Consider the following 18,070-nt stretch of genomic DNA (forward strand, 5'->3'; position numbering starts at 1 on the left):
CGTGTTTGAATCCCTGTCCGACCGGTTGACCGGAGCCCTCTCGGGCCTGCGCGGCAAAGGTCGGCTCACCGACGCCGACATCGATGCCACCGCGCGCGAGATCCGACTGGCGCTGCTCGAGGCCGACGTTTCGCTGCCCGTCGTGCGTGCGTTCATCTCCCGCATCAAGGAACGCGCCAAGGGCGTGGAGGTGTCGGCGGCGCTGAACCCCGCCCAGCAGGTCGTCAAGATCGTCAACGAGGAACTCATCGGGATCCTCGGCGGCGAGACGCGCCAGCTGGCCTTCGCCAGGAACCCACCGACGGTCATCATGCTGGCCGGTCTGCAGGGTTCGGGTAAGACCACGCTGGCCGGCAAGCTGGCCCGGTGGCTCAAAGCCCAGGGCCACACGCCGCTGCTGGTGGCCTGTGACCTCCAGCGTCCCGGTGCGGTCAACCAGCTGCAGATCGTCGGTGAGCGCGCCGGGGTGAGCGTGTTCGCGCCGCATCCGGGCGTGTCCCCGGGCGGCACCACCATCGAGCAGATGGCCACCAACGATCCGGTGGCCGTGGCCGCCGCGGGCCTGGCCGAGGCCAAGGCCAAGCTCTACGACGTGGTGATCGTCGACACCGCGGGCCGGCTCGGCATCGACGAGGAGCTGATGGCCCAGGCCGCGGCCATCCGCGACGCCGTCAACCCCGACGAGACGCTGTTCGTCCTCGACGCGATGATCGGTCAGGACGCGGTGACCACCGCCGACGCGTTCCGCGAGGGCGTGGGCTTCACCGGTGTCGTGCTGACCAAGCTCGACGGCGACGCCCGCGGCGGCGCCGCGCTGTCGGTCCGCGAGGTCACCGGCGTGCCGATCCTGTTCGCGTCGACCGGCGAGAAGCTCGAGGACTTCGACGTCTTCCATCCCGACCGGATGGCCAGCCGGATCCTCGGCATGGGTGACGTGCTGTCCCTCATCGAGCAAGCCGAGCAGCATTTCGACGCCGAACAGGCCGAGGCCACCGCGGCCAAGATCGGCAGCGGGGAACTCACCCTCGAGGACTTCCTCGAGCAGATGCTCGCGATCCGCAAGATGGGGCCGATCGGCAACCTGCTCGGGATGCTGCCCGGCGCGGGCCAGATGAAGGACGCGCTGGCCGCCGTGGACGACAGCCAGCTCGACCGGGTGCAGGCCATCATCCGGGGGATGACCCCGCAGGAGCGGGCCGATCCCAAGATCATCAACGCGTCGCGCCGGCTGCGGATCGCCAACGGCTCCGGGGTGACGGTGGCCGAGGTCAACCAGCTCGTGGACCGCTTCTTCGACGCGCGCAAGATGATGTCGCAGATGGCCGGCCAGATGGGTATGCCGTTCGGCCGCAAGAACACCCGTAAGGCCGCCAAGGGCAAGAACAAGCAGGCCGGCAAGAAGGGCCGCAAGGGACCGACGCCGCCGAAGAACCGCAATCCGCTCGGTGCCGGAATGCCGGGCATGCCCGCGGGCTTCCCGGATCTGTCGAACATGCCCAAGGGACTCGACGAGCTGCCGCCGGGGCTGGCCGACATCGACCTGTCGAAGCTGAAGTTCCCGAAGAACTAGCGGATGGGCACGCCTCTGCACGTGCGGGGCCGCGGTCTGCCCGACGGCGAACCCGTCGAATGGTGGATCGCCGACGGCGTGCTCAGCGCGGAACCGGTCGCGGGCGCCGAGACGGTCTTCGGGGCCGACGGCGACGCCGGCTGGATCCTGCCCGGACTGGTCGACGCGCACTGCCACGTCGGGCTCGGCCCGGGCGGCGAGGTCGAGCTGGCCGAGGCGATCGCGCAGGCCGAGACCGAACGGGGAGTCGGCGCGCTGCTGCTGCGCGACGCCGGCTCGCCCACCGACACCCGCAGCTTCGACGCCAGGCCGGAGCTGCCGCGGATCATCAGGGCCGGGCGGCACCTGGCGCGTCCGAAGCGCTATTCGCGTGGCTTCGCGCTCGAGCTCGAAGACGAATGGCAGCTACCCGACGCGGTCGCCCAGCAGGCCCGGTGGGGTGACGGCTGGGTGAAGCTGGTGGGGGACTGGATCGACCGGGATACCGGGGATCTGGCGCCGCTGTGGTCCGACGACGTGCTGGTGGCGGCCATCGACGCCGCGCACGCCAACGGCGCTCGGGTCACCGCGCACGTGTTCAGCGAGGACGCGTTGCCCGGCCTGATCAAGGCCGGCATCGACTGCATCGAACACGGCACCGGCCTGACCGAGGACACGATCGACCTGATGGTCGAGCACGGTACCGCGCTGGTGCCCACGCTGATCAACATCGAGAACTTCCCGGGCATCGCCGCCGGGGCCGACCGCTACCCGGTCTATCAGAAGCACATGCGCGCGCTGTACGAAACCTGTTCGACCCGAATCGGAGCCGCCCACGAGGCGGGCGTACCCATCTTCGCCGGCACCGACGCGGGCAGCGCGGTGGCCCACGGCCGCATCGCCGAGGAGGTCGACGCGCTCAAGGCCGTCGGCATGACCCCGACCGATGCGCTGGGCGCGGCGTGCTGGTCCGCCCGCGAGTGGCTGCGCCGTCCCGGCCTGTCCCACGGCGCGCCGGCGGATCTGGTGTGCCACACCGAGGATCCCCGTTCGGGCGCCGCGGTGCTCGCCGATCCGGCGCTGGTGATCCTCGGCGGGGTCGTCTACTGAGGGACGGCTGCCGGTTGCGTAACGCCATGGCGGTTCTCGGCCGCGAATTCCGCCACCCCGTTACGCAAACGGTGTGCGTGACGTGCTACGGCCGGCCGAACCCGTAGTCCAGCAGCCGGATCGCCTGGCCGTAGAGATCCCCGCTGCCGTACATCTGCACCACGACCAGCCGCCGGTTGCCGCGCTGCGCGGCCCCGACGTAGGTCTTGCGGGCCAGATTGGTGAAACCGGTTTTGCCGCCGATGTTTCCGGGATAGCGGGTGAGAAGCTCGTTCTGGTTGCGCAGCGTCTTACCCGGGAACGGCGCCGACGGCGACCGCATGATCTGCGCGATCAGCGGATATTTCAGCGCCGCCCGCATGATGACCGCCAGATCGTGTGGCGTGGTGACCGATTCCCACCCCGGCCCGTCCAGCCCCGACGGCGAGGACGCCCTGGTGCCGCGCGCGCCGACCAGCGCGGCCTTGCGGTTCATCGCCGCGACGGCGACCCGCTGCCCGCCGAGCATGTCGGCGAGCATGTTCGCCGCGTCGTTGCCCGACACCATCAGGATCGCCGCGACCAGTTGCCCGGTGGTGTAGGCCTGCCCGGGTGTGAGCCCCACGCAGGAACATTCGACACGGGTGTGGGATTCGTTGGCGCGCGCGAAGTTGTCCGGCCGGAGGTGGTCGAGCACCGTCATCGCCAACAGCACCTTGATGGTGCTCGCCGGGGCGTATGCGCCGTAGGGGTCCTTGCTGGCCAGCACATGGCCGGTGTCGAGGTCGGCCACCAGCCAGGCCTTGGCGGGCCCGTCCGGAAGCGGTTGGGCCGCAGCGGGTTCGGCTGCAGGCTGGGCCGGGCTCGGCGGCGCGACCGACAGCGAGGCGACGGGCAGCAGCGCGCTGAGCGCGAGCGCCAGCCCCGCGAGTCGTCTTCGCACGTGGCGACGCTATCGGCGCCAGGACTCGGCCAGCGCGCGATCAGGTCTCCATCGGGTATCGGAGCGTTTGAAACTCAGAGCCGGCTGACGCCGGCGTTCGGGCCCAGCGCGAAACCCCAGTCGAGCAGCGCGCCCGCCTGGTCCCAGTAGGTCGGGCCACCCTCGGCGACCAGCCCGTACATCAGCGCCACCACCAGGTGCCTGCCGCCGCGGTGGGCGCCGCCGACATAGGTCTTGCGGGCCAGGTCGGTGTATCCGGTCTTGCCGCCGAACGCGCCCGGGTAGCGGTGCAGCAGCTCGTTCTGGTTGACCAGCACCACGTCACCGCGCTTGGCCGGGAACACTGCGGTGGGCTGGGCGGTGATCTGCGCGAACACCGGGTTGGCCATCGCGGCGCGGAAGATCGTGGCCAGGTCGTGCGGGGTGGACCGGATGTCGATCCCGGGACCGTCGATACCCGACGGGGAACCCGCGCTGGTGGCGTGCGCGCCCAGCATCGCGGCCTTGGCGTTCATCTTCTGCACCGCCACGTCGCGCCCGCCGAGCATGGTGGCCAGGGTGTTGGCGGCGTCGTTGCCCGACACCAGCAGCAGCGCCTCGAGCAGTTGGCGGGTGGTGTAGGTGCGGCCCGGAGCGACGCCGGCGCAGTTGCACTCCACCCTGGTGTCGGCCTCGTTGGCCACGACGGTGGCGTCGAGCGGGAGTTCGTCGAGGACCACCGTGGCCAGCAGCACCTTGATGGTGCTGGCCGGTGCGTGCGTTTCGTGCTCGCCGCGCGCGGCCAGCACCTCGCCGGTGTCCATGTCGGCGACGATCCAGGCCTCGGCGGGACCGTCGGGGATCGGTGTCGAACCGGCGGGCTGCACCACTGCGGTGACGGGTGCGGCCGCGGCCGGGCCCGCCGGCACGGCGGCCAGCAGGCACAGCGCGACACCGATGCAGCTGAGGAGCCTGGTCATGACGGCTGAGCCTAAACCGCGGCTGCCGAACTCGCCTGCCATCACGCCGGCGGGAACGGCGGGATCGTGTTCAATCGATTCATGTTGAGCCTCGGGGAGATCTCGGACCGGCTGGAGATCCAGCAACTGCTGATCGACTACTCCACGGCGATCGACGGGAGGCGGTTCGACGACCTGGACGCCGTCTTCACCGACGACGCCTACATCGACTATCGGGTCAGCGGCGGCGTCGACGGCCGGTTCCCGGAGGTCAAGGCCTGGCTGAAGGAGGTGCTGCCGAACTTCCCGGCGTACTACCACATGCTCGGCAACGTCGATGTGCGCCTCAGCGGCGACACCGCGACGTCGCGGGCCATCTGTTTCAACCCGATGGTGATGGGCGCGGGGGAGGCCGGGACCTCACCGCAGATCTATTTCGTCGGGATCTGGTACGTCGACGAGTTCGTCCGCACCGCGCAGGGCTGGCGGATGAGCAGACGCGTCGAGGAGAAGTGCTTCGACAAGCTGGTGTGAGCCGCCCGCTCAGCGCGTGAGCAGGCGGCCGATCCGGCCGGCGGCCCGCTTCATCCGGTCGGACACGTACACCGACACCGCGACGTTGAAGATGTCCTCGCGCAGGCGGGTCAGGGTCGACGCGGTGATCAGCCAGCGACCGTCGATCTTCTGGTAGGTCTCCCGGTAGTGGCCGTAGCCGCGCAGGTTGATCCCGGGGCCCAGCCGCACCACGTCTTCGAGCGCCCACACCGCGCGGGCGGTGGTGGGGGAGGTCAGCTCGATCTCCGGCGCGTGCACCTGGTGCACGGTCGCGCGGTCGCCGAGGCTCTTGCGGGTGAACGCGACGAACTCGTCGGCCCCGACGATCACCTTGCCGCCGGCCCGAGAGGTGTCACTGTGCAGGTCGTCGGCGAACAGCGACCGCCATCCGTCCCACTCCTTGGTGTCCAGATATCTGCAGTAGCGCGCCTTCAGCTGTTTGACCGCCTCGATCTCCGCCAACGCCACCACTGGGTCCGTCATCCGTGCAGCGTGACATCTGCGCTCTCAGCTGTAAACCGCGTGCCGTTCGGTAACCGGTCCTTCACCACGATGGTGTAGAGCTATCCCACGACATGACCGACATGACCGCGCCGCCCTCCGACGCCCAGCTCAAGCCGATTCTCCGGGCGCTCGACGAACTCGACCTGCCCGCACTGACCACCGCACTGCGGGAGTTGTCGACGATCCAGGTCGTCGACGTGCTGGAACGGCTGGACCGGCAGGAACAGGCCGTGCTGTACCGGGTGCTGCCCAAGGACCGCGCCCTCGAGGTGTTCGAGATGCTCGACGCGAGCCTGCAGCGCGACCTGGTCGGCGGGCTGCAGGACGACGCGGTGGCCGCGCTGTTCGCCGACCTGGATCCCGACGACCGGGTCGAACTGCTCGACGAGCTGCCCGCAACCGTGGCCGGGCGCCTGCTGCACGGGCTGCCGCCCGCCGAACGGGACCTGACCGCCGCGATGCTCGGCTATCCGCAGCGCTCGATCGGCCGCCGGATGAGCCCGGAGTTCGTCTCGGTGCGGCCGGCGATGACGACGGCCGCGGCGCTGACCCGGGTGACGGCGAGGCTGGAGGACGCGGAGACCGTGTACACGCTGCCGGTGGTCGACGAGCAACGCGTGCTCATCGGGGTGGTGAGCCTGCGCCGGTTGCTCGCGGCCGCGCCCGGGACGACGGTGGCCGAGGTGATGAGCGCACCGCACTGGGCGCGCGCCACCGAGGCGGCCGAGACCGCCGCCCGGCGCTGCGCCGACCTCAGGATGCTGGCGCTGCCGGTGGTCGACAGCGAGACGCGGCTGGTCGGCATCCTCACCGTCGACGACGCGTTGCAGATCCTGGAGACCGCCGAGTCCGAGGACCAGGCCCGCATCAGCGGCACCGAACCGCTGCGCCGGCCCTACCTCACCGCGCCGGTGGTCGGCCTGGTCCGGTCCCGTGTGGTCTGGCTGCTGGTGCTCGCGGTCGGCGCCACGCTGACGGTGCAGGTGCTCGAGGTGTTCGAGTCGACGCTGGCCGAGGTGGTCACGCTCGCGTTGTTCGTGCCGCTGCTCATCGGCACCGGCGGGAACACCGGCAACCAGGCCGCCACCACGGTGACCCGGGCCCTGGCGCTGGGCGATGTGGGACCCCGCGACCTGGGCAAGGTGCTGTTCCGTGAACTGCGGGTCGGGTTGTCGCTGGGCCTGCTGCTGGGCGGGTTGGCGTTCGCGGTGACCAGCCTGATCTACGACAGCTCCATCGGCGCGGTGATCGGGCTGACGCTGGTGAGCCTGTGCACCATGGCCGCCGCGGTCGGGGGAGCGATGCCATTGATCGCCCGGTCGATCCGGGTCGATCCGGCGGTGTTCTCGAATCCGTTCATCTCGACGTTCGTCGACGCGACCGGGCTGCTGATCTACTTCCTGATCGCCAAGGCCGTGCTGGGGATCTGAGCGCGATTTCCGCAGCACGTGCGTGTTCTGGCACAATGGGCGGCTGTCTGCCGCAGGACTCCGGCTCTGCGTCGGTCACACGCGTAAGGCAAAACCGGGTCCCGGCATCCCGCCGGAGATCGCTCGAATTGCAAACGTGGCAATCACAGGAGAAAACGCTCAACCATGGCTGTCAAGATCAAGCTCGCCCGCTTCGGCAAGATCCGCAATCCCCAGTACCGCATCGCCGTCGCCGATGCGCGCAACCGCCGCGACGGCCGCGCCATCGAGGTCATCGGCCGGTACCACCCGAAGGAGGAGCCGAGCGTCATCGAGATCGACTCCGAGCGCGCACAGTACTGGCTGGGCGTCGGCGCCCAGCCCACCGAGCCCGTGCTGCAGCTGTTGAAGATCACCGGTGACTGGCAGAAGTTCAAGGGTCTGCCCGGCGCCGAGGGCACGCTGAAGGTCAAGGAGCCCAAGCCCTCCAAGCTGGACCTCTTCAACGCCGCACTCGCCGAGGCCGAGGGTGGCCCGGCCACCTCCGCGACCACGCCGAAGAAGAAGAAGCCCGCCGCCAAGAAGGACGAGGCCGCCGAGGCTGCGCCGGCCGACGCTCCGGCTGAGGACAAGGCTGCCGCCGAGTCCGACGCCCCCGCTGCCGAATGAGTTCGGTCGTCGTCGACGCCGTGGAGCACCTGGTCCGCGGAATCGTCGACAATCCTGACGACGTCCGCGTGGACATGGTGACCAATCGCCGCGGCCGCACCGTGGAGGTGCACGTGCACCCCGACGACCTGGGCAAGGTCATCGGGCGCGGCGGTCGCACCGCGACCGCACTGCGCACCCTGGTGGCAGGCATCGGCGGTCGCGGGATCCGCGTCGACGTGGTGGACACCGACCAGTAGCGTCGCGCCAGATGGACCTTGTTGTCGGGCGCGTGGTCAAGGCGCACGGCGTCACCGGCGAACTTTCCGTCGATGTCCGCACCGACGACCCCGAGGGTCGTTTCGTGGCGGGTGCGGTGCTGCGCGGCCGCCCTTCGCGGGGCGGCGGCGCAGAACGCGAGTACGTCATCGAATCGGTGCGGCCCCACGGGGACCGCGTGCTGGTGCGCCTGCAGGGGGTCGGGGACCGGAACGCCGCCGACGCGCTGCGGGGCACCCTGTTTCTGGTCGACTCGGGCGATCTGCCCCCGATCGACGACCCGGACGAGTTCTACGACCATCAGCTCGAGGGCATGACCGTGACCACCACCGACGGCCGGTCCCTCGGCACGGTGGCCGAGGTGTTGCACACTGCCGCAGGCGAACTGCTGGCCGTGCGCGACTCCGAGGGCGCCGAGGTGCTGGTGCCTTTCGTGTCGGCGATCGTGGTGTCGGTGTCGTTGGCGGACAACGCGATCGAGATCGACCCGCCTGAGGGTCTGCTCGATCTGTAGGGATGGCAGCCCGTGAAGATTGATGTCGTCACCATCTTCCCCGCGTTCCTGGACGCGCTGCGGCAATCGTTGCCCGGCAGGGCGATCGACGCGGGGATCGTCGAACTGGCCGTGCACGATCTGCGGGACTGGACCCACGACGTGCACCGCTCGGTGGACGACTCGCCGTACGGCGGGGGACCGGGAATGGTGATGAAGGCACCGGTGTGGGGACCGGCACTGGACGAGATCTGTTCCACGGAAAGCCTTCTCGTGGTGCCGACCCCGGCCGGGCGGCTGTTCGACCAGGCCACCGCGCAGCGCTGGTCGGCCGAGCGGCACCTGGTGTTCGCGTGCGGCCGCTACGAGGGCATCGACCAGCGGGTGATCGACGACGCGGCCAGGCGGATGCGGGTTGAAGAGGTCTCGATCGGCGACTACGTGCTGCCCGGCGGTGAGTCGGCCGCGGTGGTGATGATCGAGGCGGTGGTCCGGCTGCTGCCCGACGTGCTGGGCAATCCGGCTTCGCACCAGGACGATTCGCACTCCGAACTCGTCGGGGGGCTGCTGGAGGGGCCGAGTTACACGCGCCCGGCGAGCTGGCGCGGACTCGACGTGCCCGAGGTGTTGCGTTCCGGTGACCACGCGCGGATCGCCGCGTGGCGACACGAACAGGGGCTGCAGCGCACCCGGGAGCGCCGTCCCGATCTGATCAAGCCCGACCTGATCGAGACCGAGGCGCCGCCGGCCTAGATCCGGCCTCCGGGGAACATCGTCTTGACCGCGTCGGTGATGGTCCGGCGGGCCACCTCGTCGTCGGCGGCCTGCATCGACGCGATCACCATCACGTAGCGGTCGGCGGCGCCGATCACCCCGGTGGACAGATGCATCCAGTCCGAGCCGACGCAGCACATCCAGCCCTGCTTCACGGCGACCCGTTCGGCGAACAGGCCCTCCGGGATGCCGAACCGCTGCGGGTACACGCCGCCGGGTGCCATCCCGTCCGGCGCGGTCGGGGTCGACGCCGCGAGGTTCGACATGATGATGTCCACCTGTTCGCGCGGCAGGCCCCCGGCGCCCGACAGCAGCATGTCGTAGTAGCGGACGAGGTCGGTGGCGGTGCTGACGGTGTTGAACCAGCGCCCGTTGCCCGGCCGCCGCGTCGACGACAACCCGTAGCGCTGGGCGACGCGGTCGACGATCGCGCTTCCGCCGCTGCGGTTCCAGAACACCTCGGCGGCGCTGTCGTCGGAGGACCGCAGCATCACGTCCAGCGATGCGCGGTCGTCGGGGGACAGTTCGGTCCGGCCCTCGGAGACCTGGAGGAGCAGGTCATCGGCGATGAACAACTTGACCACCGACGCGATCGCGATGGTCCTGTCGTTTCCGTTGGTGATCAGCTGCCCGGTGTTGCGGTCCAGTACCGCGCTGGTGATGTCGGCGCCGGCATCGGCGGCCTCCGCGGTGGCCAGCGCGGCACGGTCGGTCAGACCGGAGAAAGCGGCGGGAGGTTCGTCGGGGGGCGCTTCGGGAAGGGGGGCCATGGTGCCCAGCGGCGCCACCACGGTCAGGTGCGGGCCGCTCGAGACCACAGGCGCTCCGTTGCCCGTTGCCGAGCATCCGACCAGGGCGGATGCTGCGACGGTCAGCAGTGCGGCGGTCCTGAACAGCCGTGACGGCTGTCGCATCGTGCTTCCTCCAGATATGTGGGCCGACGCTGTCCCCGAATGCGGACAGCGTCACGCGGCTGCCCGGTAGGGAAAGGGTAGCCCGTCTCTACCCGCTGTGCCTGCCCCGAACCTCGGTCCACGTCGCGGTGGCCACCGGATTTCGGGGATGAGCCCCGCGTCTGGCACAATTGGGCAGTTGTCTGTGCAAGGCGGGTACGTCCACGCCGCACGACCGCCCAAGACGTCCGAAACACCATGGTTGCGTGCGCGTCACCACGACGCCGGCACGGAGCCGCGAACAGCAAGGAAGTGTCACCGATGAACACGCTGGATTTCGTCGACCAGGCGTCGTTGCGTGATGATGTCCCGGCCTTTGGTCCCGGCGACACCGTCAACGTCCACGTGAAGGTCATCGAGGGCTCCAAGGAACGCATCCAGGTCTTCAAGGGTGTCGTTCTCCGCCGTCAGGGTGGCGGGGTTCGCGAGACGTTCACGGTCCGCAAGGAGAGCTACGGCGTCGGCGTCGAGCGCACCTTCCCCGTGCACTCGCCCAACATCGACCACATCGACGTGCTCACCCGCGGTGATGTGCGCCGGGCGAAGCTGTACTACCTGCGCGAGCTGCGTGGCAAGAAGGCCAAGATCAAGGAAAAGCGCTGAGCTTGCTCGCCGTGCCGGCGGTGACAGCGTGCTGGCTACTCTGATCCCGTGACATTCGCTTCCGACCCCTCGGGGCCCGCGGGACCTTCAGATCCTGACGATTCGTCCACCGAGCGCACGCTGGCGACGCCGGAGCCCACCGACGGCGACGAGCAGGACGGCGATGAGCAGGACGGCGATGAGCAGGACGGCGAGCAGCCGGGCAAGAAGAAGCGCGGTGCCGTCCGCGAGGCTGCGATCCTCATCAGCATCGCGCTGGTGCTGTACTACGTGATGCTGACGTTCATCGCACGTCCGTACCTGATCCCGTCGGAGTCGATGGAGCCAACCCTGCACGGGTGCAACGGCTGCGTCGGCGACCGGATCATGGTCGACAAGCTGACCTACCGGTTCTCCACGCCGCAGCCCGGCGATGTGGTCGTGTTCAAGGGGCCGCCCAACTGGAGCATCGGCTACAAGTCGATCCGTTCCGACAACACCGCGATCCGCTGGGTGCAGAACGTACTGTCGGTGGTGGGGTTCGTGCCGCCGGACCAGAACGACCTGGTGAAGCGGATCATCGCCGTCGGCGGGCAGACCGTGCAGTGCCGGGTCGACACCGGGCTGACGGTCGACGGCAAGCCGCTCAACGAGCCGTATCTGGACCCCAACACGATGATGGCCGATCCCGCCGTGTACCCGTGCCTGGGCAACGAGTTCGGTCCGGTGACCGTGCCCGAGGGCCGGCTCTGGGTGATGGGCGACAACCGCACCCACTCTGCCGACTCCCGCACGCACTGCTCCAACGTGCCCGGCGACGCGCAACGCGGACTGTTGTGCACCGGGGATCCGACCGCCGGGACGATCCCGGAGGAGAATGTGATCGGTAAGGCCCGGTTCATCGCCTGGCCGCCGGGACGGTGGGGCGGCGTGAACTCGGTGAACCCCCAGACGTAACGGGAGGGCACGGACTTTTGCCTGCTGCTTGGCCTCCGCGGACCGTCATCCGCAAATCTTCCGGTCTGCGGACCCTGGAATCGGCGCTGTACCGGGCCGGGCTGGGGCCGGTGGCCGGGGTGGACGAGGTCGGACGCGGGGCCTGCGCCGGGCCGCTGGTGGTGGCGGCGTGCGTGCTGGGCCCCAACCGGCTGGAGAGCCTGGCCGCCCTCGACGACTCCAAGAAGCTCAACGAAGCCGAGCGGGAACGGCTGTTCCCGCTGATCCGGCGGTACGCGCTGGCCTACCACGTGGTGTTCATCCCGTCCGAGGAGGTCGACCGCCGGGGGGTGCACGTGGCCAACATCGAGGGGATGCGGCGCGCGGTCGCCGGCCTGGCGGTGCGGCCCGGTTACGTGCTCTCGGACGGCTTCCGGGTCCCCGGCCTGCCGATGCCGTCGCTGCCGGTGGTCGGCGGTGACGCGGCCGCGGCCTGTATCGCCGCGGCCAGTGTGCTGGCCAAGGTCAGCCGCGACCGGCTGATGGTCGCGATGGAGGACGAGCATCCCGGCTATGGTTTCGCCGAGCACAAGGGCTACAGCACGCGGGCGCACAGCGCGGCGCTGTCGCGACTCGGTCCGTCCCGTCAACACCGGTATTCGTTCATCAATGTGCGGCGACTGGTCATCGACGGGGAACCCGAGGAGCATGCAGAAGTGGTGTGCGGGAAAATGCTCGTGGACATGCCGATGAACGGCGATCTACCCGAAGGACAGCTGAGCCGATGAGTGCCGAAGATCTCGAGAAGTACGAAACCGAGATGGAGCTCTCGCTCTACCGGGAGTACAAGGACATCGTCGGTCAGTTCAGCTATGTCGTGGAGACCGAACGGCGGTTCTACCTGGCCAACAGCGTGGAGATGGTGCCGCGCAACGCCGACGGCGAGGTGTACTTCGAACTGCGGCTCGGCGACGCGTGGGTGTGGGACATGTACCGGCCGGCGCGCTTCGTCAAGCAGGTCCGGGTCATCACGTTCAAGGACGTCAACATCGAAGAGGTCGAGAAGCCCGAGTTGCGGCTGCCCGAATAGCTCAGGCGGCGGTTTGCCATGGCTGACACACTGGAGGGCGTGCGCTCCACACCGCAGTGCTGGCTGACCGACATGGACGGCGTGCTCGTCCGCGAGGAATACGCGCTACCGGGTGCCGCTGAGTTCCTGCAGCGTCTGATCGACCGGGAACGGCCGTTCCTGGTGCTCACCAACAATTCGATCTTCACCCCGCGCGATTTGGCTGCCCGGCTGGTCCGCTCCGGGCTGGCCGTCCCCGAGGGCGCGATCTGGACCTCCGCGATGGCCACTGCGGCGTTCCTGGCCGACCAGCTGCCCGGTGGCTCCGCGTATGTGATCGGCGAGGCCGGCCTGACCACCGCGCTGCACGAGGCCGGCTACACCCTGACCGACATCGCGCCGGACTTCGTGGTGCTCGGCGAGACCCGCACCTACTCGTTCGAGGCGATCACCAAGGCCGTGCGGCTGATCCTTGGCGGTGCCCGGTTCATCGCCACCAACCCCGATGTCACCGGCCCGTCGGCCGAGGGCCCGCTACCGGCCACCGGATCGGTGGCGGCGATGATCACCAGGGCCACCGGACGCGAGCCGTACTTCGTCGGCAAGCCCAACCCGATGATGTTCCGCAGCGCGCTCAACCGGATCGAAGCCCACTCGGAATCCACCGTGATGGTCGGCGACCGGATGGACACCGACGTCGTGGCCGGGATCGAGGCCGGGCTGGAAACCATCCTGGTGCTGACCGGGTCGACGACGATCGAGGACGTCGAACGCTACCCGTTCCGGCCGAGCCGGGTGCTGCCGTCCATCGCCGAGGCGATCGAATTGGTGTGACGCATCGCTTGCTAGCTTGAGCGGATGACCGAACCAGCGCCTGATCCGGCCCGGCCGCTGGCCGGAGTGCGCGTCGTGGAGATCTCCAGCTTCGTCGCAGTCCCGTTGGCGGGCATGACATTGGCTCAATTGGGCGCCGAGGTGGTGCGCGTCGACCCGGTCGGCGGGGCCGCGGACTACAAGCGCTGGCCGCTCACCGAATCCGGCGACAGCATCTACTGGGCCGGGCTCAACAAGGGCAAGCGGTCGCTGGCGGTCGACATGCGCTCCGACGCCGGACAGGAACTGGTCACCCGGCTGATCGCCGAGAGCGGGGTGTTCATCACCAATGTGGCCGGACGGCAGTGGCATTCGTACGAGACACTGAGCCGCGTCCGGTCCGACCTGATCCATGTCGAGGTGTCCGGACGCCACGACGGCGGCACCGGCGTCGACTACACGGTCAACGCCGCCATCGGCTTTCCGATGGTGACCGGCCCCGCCGAACTGACCACACCCGTCAACCACGTGCTGCCCGCATGGGACGTCTCGTGCGGCCTGTACGCGGCGCTGTCGGTGGTCACCGCACTGCGCCACCGCGACGCCACCGGAGCCGGCCAGCAGATCAGCATTCCGCTGGAGAACGTGGCGCTGGCGACGGCCGGCAACCTCAGCCTGCTCACCGAAGCGATGGTCAACGGCACCTCGCGGCAACGCATCGGCAACGCCGTCTACGGCACCTACGGGCAGAACTTCACCAGCAGCGACGGCGTGTCCTACATGGTCGTCGCGCTGACCGGCCGCCACTTCCGCGACCTGACGAACCTCACCGGCACCACCGAAGCCGTTGCCGCGCTGGCGGATTCACTGGGCGCGGACTTCTCCGACGAAGGTCAGCGGTACCGGCACCGAGAAGCGTTGAGCGCGTTGTTCGCCGAGTGGTTCAGCACGCACACCGGGGCCGAGGTCGCCGCCGCGCTGTCGCAGACCTCGGTGTTGTGGGAGCGCTACCAGAGCTTCGGGGAGACGGCCGTCGACCCGCGGGTGACCGAGAACCCGCTCTTCACCGACCTCGACCAGCCGCGGGTGGGCCGCCATCTCGCCGCGGGGTTGCCGGTGTCGATCGACGGCGCGTACCCGCCGGCGGTCCCCGCCCCGGCCCTCGGCGACGACACCGCCGCGGTCCTGGGGGACTGGCTCTCCCTGGAACGCGGCCGGATCGACGACCTGTACGGGTCGGGCACCGTCGCGTGAGCACGCTGCGCGATCTGCTCGACGTCACCGAGACCGGGCGGGGCGACTGGCAGGGGCGCGCTTCCGGGCCGGTGGGCAAGCGGGCCTACGGCGGCCAGCTGGCGGCCCAGAGCCTGGCCGCGGCAGCCCGCACCGTGCCGAGCGCCAAGGCGCCGACCGCGATGCACCTGCAGTTCCTGCGCGGCGGCGAGGCCGGTGACCCGGTCGACTACCGGGTGCAGCAGATCCACGACGGGCGCACCGCGGCGTCGCGCCGAGTCGACGCCCACCAGCACGGACGCCACCTGACGACCGCGACCGTGTCGTTCGCGGCCGCGCTGCCCGGGCCCGAGCACGGCCGCCGCGACCTTGCCGGCATGGACCCCGACGGGCTGCCCAGGACCGGTCCGGCCGGCCCGGCCCCGTCGTTGCCGCTCGACGAACTCGACCTGCGCGTCGCCGACGAGGGCTCCGGGCAGGACTTCGTCCGGCGGCTGTGGTGGCGGGCCACCGTCGACCTGCCCGACGACGAACTGCTGCACACGGTGATCGCCGTCTACGTCACCGACGTGTATCTGATCGACCCGGCGCTGCAGGTGCACGGCCATTCGATGCGGGCGCGGACCCACCGCAGCGGCACCACCGATTCGTCGGTGTGGTTTCACCGCGGGCTGCGCGCCGACGAGTGGAATCTGCTCGAGTGCGGGTCACCGGCGGCGGCGCGCGGGCGAGGCGTGGTGACCGCCAGCCTGATCCGCGCCGACGGTCTCGTCGCGGCCACCCTGGTTCAGGAGGGGCTCATCGCAGAGCGGGAACCTGCGCCGGGGCCGACGGGCTGAGCCTGCGGTCGCGCCACCACTGCCGGGCCAGCGTCACCGCCGCGGAGACCGTGATGCCGACGACGATCGCGGCGACCACGCCCACCAGTTCGTGGCTGCCGAACAACGGATAGACCTGGTAGTGCGTCAGGTAGATGTACAGCGACGCCTCGGCGATCACGCCTGCGACCGCGGCGACCCCCGACGGGCAGCGCACCGACGGCAACCAGATCAACAGTGCGAGCCCGGTGAAGACCATCAGCTGGCGCAGCGTGTCGTCGAAGTAGCCGTGCAGACCGACGAACAACACCGCGGTCACCGCCGCCCGCTGCCAGGTGGTGGTGGCCTTGGCGGCGGCCCAGCCCGCCGCGAAGAACCAGAACGCGAGCACGGTGAACGCCGCCTCGCGGACGTCGAGCCCCGCCAGGTCGTAGCGCAACACCAGTCCCAGCGCCAGGAACGCCATCGCGAGGTGGAACGGGTGCCGACGTTCCAGCCGGTCCATCGCCGGCACACAGAACAGCAGCGCCAGCGCGATCAGCGTCCACACGATCACTTCCACGAACCACAGCCGTCCGGCGGTCATGCTGTCGTGCGGTCCGAGGATCTTGTTGGCCAGCAACAGGTTCGAGGCGTGGTAGTCGTCGGTGACGATCAGCGCGAACGACACCCACAACACCGACGGGATCGCGACCCAGGCGATCGTGGTGCGCAGGTGCCTGATGCGGGTGGGCCGGGGCAGTGGGGTCAGGCAGAACCGGCCGAAGTTGTAGCCGGCCGCCCCGAGCAGGATGTGCGCCCCGCCCCACAGCTCGAAGAGCTCGGCGTGCGAGCCGACGATCAACACGATCGCGAGCGCGCGCAACGCCACACTCGTTTCCAGCGTGGAACCCCAGGACGGCCACCGGCCGCGCTTCGGGGCGGGCAGGTTCTGCAACGTACGTATCGACAGCTGCGGCCAGTCGACGGGCAGCCGGCCGAGTGCGCGTTCCAGCCGCGCCGACATCGTCACGTAGTTCAGCGAGTTGCCGCCCAGGTCGACGAAGGAGGCGTCGTCGTCGACGTCGGCCGGGTCGAGCAACAGCACGTCGGCGTACATCCGGCGCAGGTCCCCGTCATGCCGGGCGGGTGCGGGCGCGTCGGCGGCCAGCATGCGGGCGCTCGGGTAGTCCGGCTTGCCGGAGGGGAGCTTGGGCAGCTCCGGCACGCACACCGCGTCCACCGCGGCCGCGGGCACCCCGGCGGCGCGGGCCGCGGTCCGGCGCAGCACGCCGGGATCGTGCCCGGCGACCGCGACCACCGCGAGGCGGTCGCCGTTGTCGGTGCACAGCGCGCGCACGCCGGCCGCGTCGAGCGTGGCCTCCAGTTGCTGCAGGTCGATGCGCAGCCCGTACATCTTGACGAACCGGCTTCTGCGGCCGACGACCTCGTACAGGCCGTCGTCGCCGCGGCGGGCGATGTCGCCGGTGCGCAGCACGTCGAGGCCCGGGCCGTCGGCGAGATCGGCGGGACCGTGGGCGTAGCCCATCATCACGTTGGCGCCGCGGTACACCAGCTCGCCGACGCCGGGTTCGGGCCATTCGTCGGTCGGTTCGATGGCGAAGGACCCGCCGGGCACCGGGCGGCCGATCGCAGTGCTGCGGGTCAGCGCGAGATCCGGCGGCAGGTACGCCATGCGGGCGGTCGCCTCGGTGGCCCCGTACATCACGAACAGCTGCCAGCCGCGGCGGGCGCCCAGCGCGGCGTACCTGCGGACCCGTCCGGGCGGCATCCGGCCGCCGGCCTGGGTGATATAGCGCAGGTGCGGGAGGGTCTTGGATTCGAAGCCGATCCCGTCGAGAAGCTCGAACGTGTACGGGACACCGGCGAAGGTGGTGCCGCGGTGGCGGGTGAACAGCTGCCAGAACTCGTCGTCGGCGACCGAGCGCTCGGTCAGGATCAGCGCCGCCCCCACCAGCAGGTGACTGTGAATGACCGACAGGCCGTAGCAGTACGACATCGGCAGCGTCGTCGCCGCGCGGTCGGTGTCCCGGATCTGTAGGTACTCGGCGATCGACGCGGCATTGGCCAGCAGATTGGTGCGGGAGAGCCGGACCAGCTTCGGCGAGCCGGTACTGCCGGACGTCGACATCAGCAGCGCCAGGTCGTCGTGCAGCACGTGCGCGGCATCGGAGTGGACGTGCACGCCCGCGGCGTCGATCACGACGTCAGGGCGGTACGCCGCGAGCATCGCGGCGTGGTCGCGGCCGTCGGGCACGGGCAGCACCACGTGGCCGCCGGCGAGGGCGCCGAGGTAGCGCACCAGCGTCGTCAGGTCGTTGCGGGTCTCCAGCAGGATCAGCCGGCGCCGTGTGCCCAGTGTGTGGGCGAAATCCTGAACCCGGGAGGCGAGCTCGCGGTAGTCGATCTGCTCGTCGGCGGTGAGCACCGCCGGGCGGTCACCGTGACCGCGCAGCCGATCCACCAGCGAGCTCATCCGGGTGAG

20 protein-coding genes are annotated in these 18,070 nt (G+C 69.9%); 15 read left to right on the plus strand and 5 right to left on the minus strand.

Translation table 11 applies throughout. From position 1 onward, the window contains the following. Position 1: 1 nt before the first annotated feature. Both ffh and C6A87_RS10120 read left to right on the plus strand, forming a co-directional pair. Positions 2–1,570 carry a signal recognition particle protein gene (ffh, locus tag C6A87_RS10115; RefSeq protein WP_311117099.1) on the plus strand — a complete coding sequence of 523 codons (1,569 nt, stop codon included), beginning with the start codon at positions 2–4 and terminating at the stop codon, positions 1,568–1,570. Positions 1,571–1,573: 3 nt separating this feature from the next. After that, positions 1,574–2,659: an amidohydrolase family protein gene (locus C6A87_RS10120; RefSeq protein ID WP_311117100.1), complete on the plus strand. Its 1,086-nt coding sequence runs from the start codon at positions 1,574–1,576 to the stop codon at positions 2,657–2,659. Positions 2,660–2,744: 85 nt separating this feature from the next. Here C6A87_RS10120 and C6A87_RS10125 read toward each other — a convergent pair whose 3' ends face one another. Continuing rightward, entirely contained in the window at positions 2,745–3,581 is an 837-nt protein-coding gene (locus tag C6A87_RS10125; protein ID WP_311117101.1) for a serine hydrolase, read from the minus strand. 74 nt (positions 3,582–3,655) lie between these two features. Further along, positions 3,656–4,540 carry a serine hydrolase gene (locus tag C6A87_RS10130; RefSeq protein WP_311117102.1) on the minus strand — a complete coding sequence of 295 codons (885 nt, stop codon included), beginning with the start codon at positions 4,538–4,540 and terminating at the stop codon, positions 3,656–3,658. A gap of 81 nt (positions 4,541–4,621) precedes the next feature. On the opposite strand from C6A87_RS10130, the gene C6A87_RS10135 reads away from it, so the two are divergent. Further along, on the plus strand, positions 4,622–5,053 hold the full coding sequence (locus C6A87_RS10135; RefSeq protein WP_311117103.1) for a nuclear transport factor 2 family protein: 432 nt from the start codon (positions 4,622–4,624) through the stop codon (positions 5,051–5,053). Between the two features lie 9 nt (positions 5,054–5,062). Here C6A87_RS10135 and C6A87_RS10140 read toward each other — a convergent pair whose 3' ends face one another. Further along, positions 5,063–5,557 carry a nuclear transport factor 2 family protein gene (locus tag C6A87_RS10140; protein WP_311117104.1) on the minus strand — a complete coding sequence of 165 codons (495 nt, stop codon included), beginning with the start codon at positions 5,555–5,557 and terminating at the stop codon, positions 5,063–5,065. Positions 5,558–5,649: 92 nt separating this feature from the next. Between C6A87_RS10140 and mgtE the strand changes: the two genes are divergently transcribed. The 5 genes from mgtE to trmD all read left to right on the plus strand — a co-directional run bounded on the left by mgtE (position 5,650) and on the right by trmD (position 9,160). Next, positions 5,650–7,008: a magnesium transporter gene (mgtE, locus tag C6A87_RS10145; protein WP_311117105.1), complete on the plus strand. Its 1,359-nt coding sequence runs from the start codon at positions 5,650–5,652 to the stop codon at positions 7,006–7,008. A gap of 165 nt (positions 7,009–7,173) precedes the next feature. After that, positions 7,174–7,656 (plus strand): 30S ribosomal protein S16, encoded by a 483-nt coding sequence (gene rpsP, locus C6A87_RS10150; protein ID WP_311117106.1) that lies wholly within the window; start codon positions 7,174–7,176, stop codon positions 7,654–7,656. Further along, positions 7,653–7,895, plus strand: a complete 243-nt coding sequence (locus tag C6A87_RS10155) for an RNA-binding protein (RefSeq protein ID WP_003928628.1) — start codon at positions 7,653–7,655, stop codon at positions 7,893–7,895. Before rpsP ends, C6A87_RS10155 begins: the two co-directional genes overlap by 4 nt. 11 nt (positions 7,896–7,906) lie before the next feature. After that, positions 7,907–8,428: a ribosome maturation factor RimM gene (gene rimM / locus C6A87_RS10160; RefSeq protein ID WP_311117107.1), complete on the plus strand. Its 522-nt coding sequence runs from the start codon at positions 7,907–7,909 to the stop codon at positions 8,426–8,428. Between the two features lie 12 nt (positions 8,429–8,440). Then, on the plus strand, positions 8,441–9,160 hold the full coding sequence (gene trmD / locus C6A87_RS10165) for a tRNA (guanosine(37)-N1)-methyltransferase TrmD (RefSeq protein ID WP_311117108.1): 720 nt from the start codon (positions 8,441–8,443) through the stop codon (positions 9,158–9,160). On the opposite strand, the gene C6A87_RS10170 is transcribed toward trmD, so the two are convergent. Further along, on the minus strand, positions 9,157–10,095 hold the full coding sequence (locus C6A87_RS10170; protein ID WP_311117109.1) for a hypothetical protein: 939 nt from the start codon (positions 10,093–10,095) through the stop codon (positions 9,157–9,159). The two genes, trmD and C6A87_RS10170, sit on opposite strands and share 4 nt — an antisense overlap. A 300-nt stretch (positions 10,096–10,395) precedes the next feature. On the opposite strand from C6A87_RS10170, the gene rplS reads away from it, so the two are divergent. From rplS to C6A87_RS10205, 7 genes are read left to right on the plus strand one after another with little or no spacing between them, the layout of a single operon-like run. After that, on the plus strand, positions 10,396–10,737 hold the full coding sequence (rplS, locus tag C6A87_RS10175; protein WP_003928624.1) for a 50S ribosomal protein L19: 342 nt from the start codon (positions 10,396–10,398) through the stop codon (positions 10,735–10,737). A gap of 48 nt (positions 10,738–10,785) precedes the next feature. Next, positions 10,786–11,673 (plus strand): signal peptidase I, encoded by an 888-nt coding sequence (lepB, locus tag C6A87_RS10180; protein WP_311117110.1) that lies wholly within the window; start codon positions 10,786–10,788, stop codon positions 11,671–11,673. A 17-nt stretch (positions 11,674–11,690) separates the two neighbouring features. Continuing rightward, the gene (locus C6A87_RS10185; protein ID WP_311117111.1) at positions 11,691–12,440 is read left to right on the plus strand and encodes a ribonuclease HII; all 750 of its coding nucleotides are present in this window, start codon (positions 11,691–11,693) and stop codon (positions 12,438–12,440) included. Continuing rightward, a complete protein-coding gene (locus C6A87_RS10190; RefSeq protein WP_003928621.1) occupies positions 12,437–12,742 on the plus strand; it encodes a DUF2469 domain-containing protein in 306 nt (101 codons plus the stop codon). Before C6A87_RS10185 ends, C6A87_RS10190 begins: the two co-directional genes overlap by 4 nt. Positions 12,743–12,781: 39 nt before the next feature. After that, positions 12,782–13,555, plus strand: a complete 774-nt coding sequence (locus C6A87_RS10195) for an HAD-IIA family hydrolase (RefSeq protein WP_003928604.1) — start codon at positions 12,782–12,784, stop codon at positions 13,553–13,555. A 24-nt stretch (positions 13,556–13,579) separates the two neighbouring features. Continuing rightward, positions 13,580–14,788, plus strand: a complete 1,209-nt coding sequence (locus tag C6A87_RS10200; protein WP_311117112.1) for a CoA transferase — start codon at positions 13,580–13,582, stop codon at positions 14,786–14,788. Next, positions 14,785–15,606, plus strand: coding sequence for an acyl-CoA thioesterase domain-containing protein (locus C6A87_RS10205; RefSeq protein WP_311117113.1), 822 nt, complete (start codon positions 14,785–14,787; stop codon positions 15,604–15,606). The genes C6A87_RS10200 and C6A87_RS10205 overlap by 4 nt, the downstream gene beginning before the upstream one ends. On the opposite strand, the gene C6A87_RS10210 is transcribed toward C6A87_RS10205, so the two are convergent. Next, positions 15,566–18,061 (minus strand): AMP-binding protein, encoded by a 2,496-nt coding sequence (locus C6A87_RS10210; protein ID WP_311117114.1) that lies wholly within the window; start codon positions 18,059–18,061, stop codon positions 15,566–15,568. The genes C6A87_RS10205 and C6A87_RS10210 overlap by 41 nt on opposite strands. Positions 18,062–18,070: the final 9 nt, after the last annotated feature.

Source organism: Mycobacterium sp. ITM-2016-00317 (genome assembly GCF_002968295.1).
In the GTDB taxonomy this organism is placed as follows: domain Bacteria; phylum Actinomycetota; class Actinomycetes; order Mycobacteriales; family Mycobacteriaceae; genus Mycobacterium.

Bases quoted from the DNA above. Each gene is read 5' to 3' on its own strand.
- C6A87_RS10120 (WP_311117100.1), top strand. From the start codon at position 1,574: ATGGGCACGCCTCTGCACGTGCGGGGCCGCGGTCTGCCCGACGGCGAA.
- C6A87_RS10130 (WP_311117102.1), bottom strand. From the start codon at position 4,540: ATGACCAGGCTCCTCAGCTGCATCGGTGTCGCGCTGTGCCTGCTGGCC.
- C6A87_RS10135 (WP_311117103.1), top strand. From the start codon at position 4,622: ATGTTGAGCCTCGGGGAGATCTCGGACCGGCTGGAGATCCAGCAACTG.
- C6A87_RS10140 (WP_311117104.1), bottom strand. From the start codon at position 5,557: ATGACGGACCCAGTGGTGGCGTTGGCGGAGATCGAGGCGGTCAAACAG.
- mgtE (WP_311117105.1), top strand. From the start codon at position 5,650: ATGACCGACATGACCGCGCCGCCCTCCGACGCCCAGCTCAAGCCGATT.
- rpsP (WP_311117106.1), top strand. From the start codon at position 7,174: ATGGCTGTCAAGATCAAGCTCGCCCGCTTCGGCAAGATCCGCAATCCC.
- C6A87_RS10155 (WP_003928628.1), top strand. From the start codon at position 7,653: ATGAGTTCGGTCGTCGTCGACGCCGTGGAGCACCTGGTCCGCGGAATC.
- rimM (WP_311117107.1), top strand. From the start codon at position 7,907: ATGGACCTTGTTGTCGGGCGCGTGGTCAAGGCGCACGGCGTCACCGGC.
- C6A87_RS10170 (WP_311117109.1), bottom strand. From the start codon at position 10,095: ATGCGACAGCCGTCACGGCTGTTCAGGACCGCCGCACTGCTGACCGTC.
- rplS (WP_003928624.1), top strand. From the start codon at position 10,396: ATGAACACGCTGGATTTCGTCGACCAGGCGTCGTTGCGTGATGATGTC.
- C6A87_RS10190 (WP_003928621.1), top strand. From the start codon at position 12,437: ATGAGTGCCGAAGATCTCGAGAAGTACGAAACCGAGATGGAGCTCTCG.
- C6A87_RS10200 (WP_311117112.1), top strand. From the start codon at position 13,580: ATGACCGAACCAGCGCCTGATCCGGCCCGGCCGCTGGCCGGAGTGCGC.
- C6A87_RS10210 (WP_311117114.1), bottom strand. From the start codon at position 18,061: ATGAGCTCGCTGGTGGATCGGCTGCGCGGTCACGGTGACCGCCCGGCG.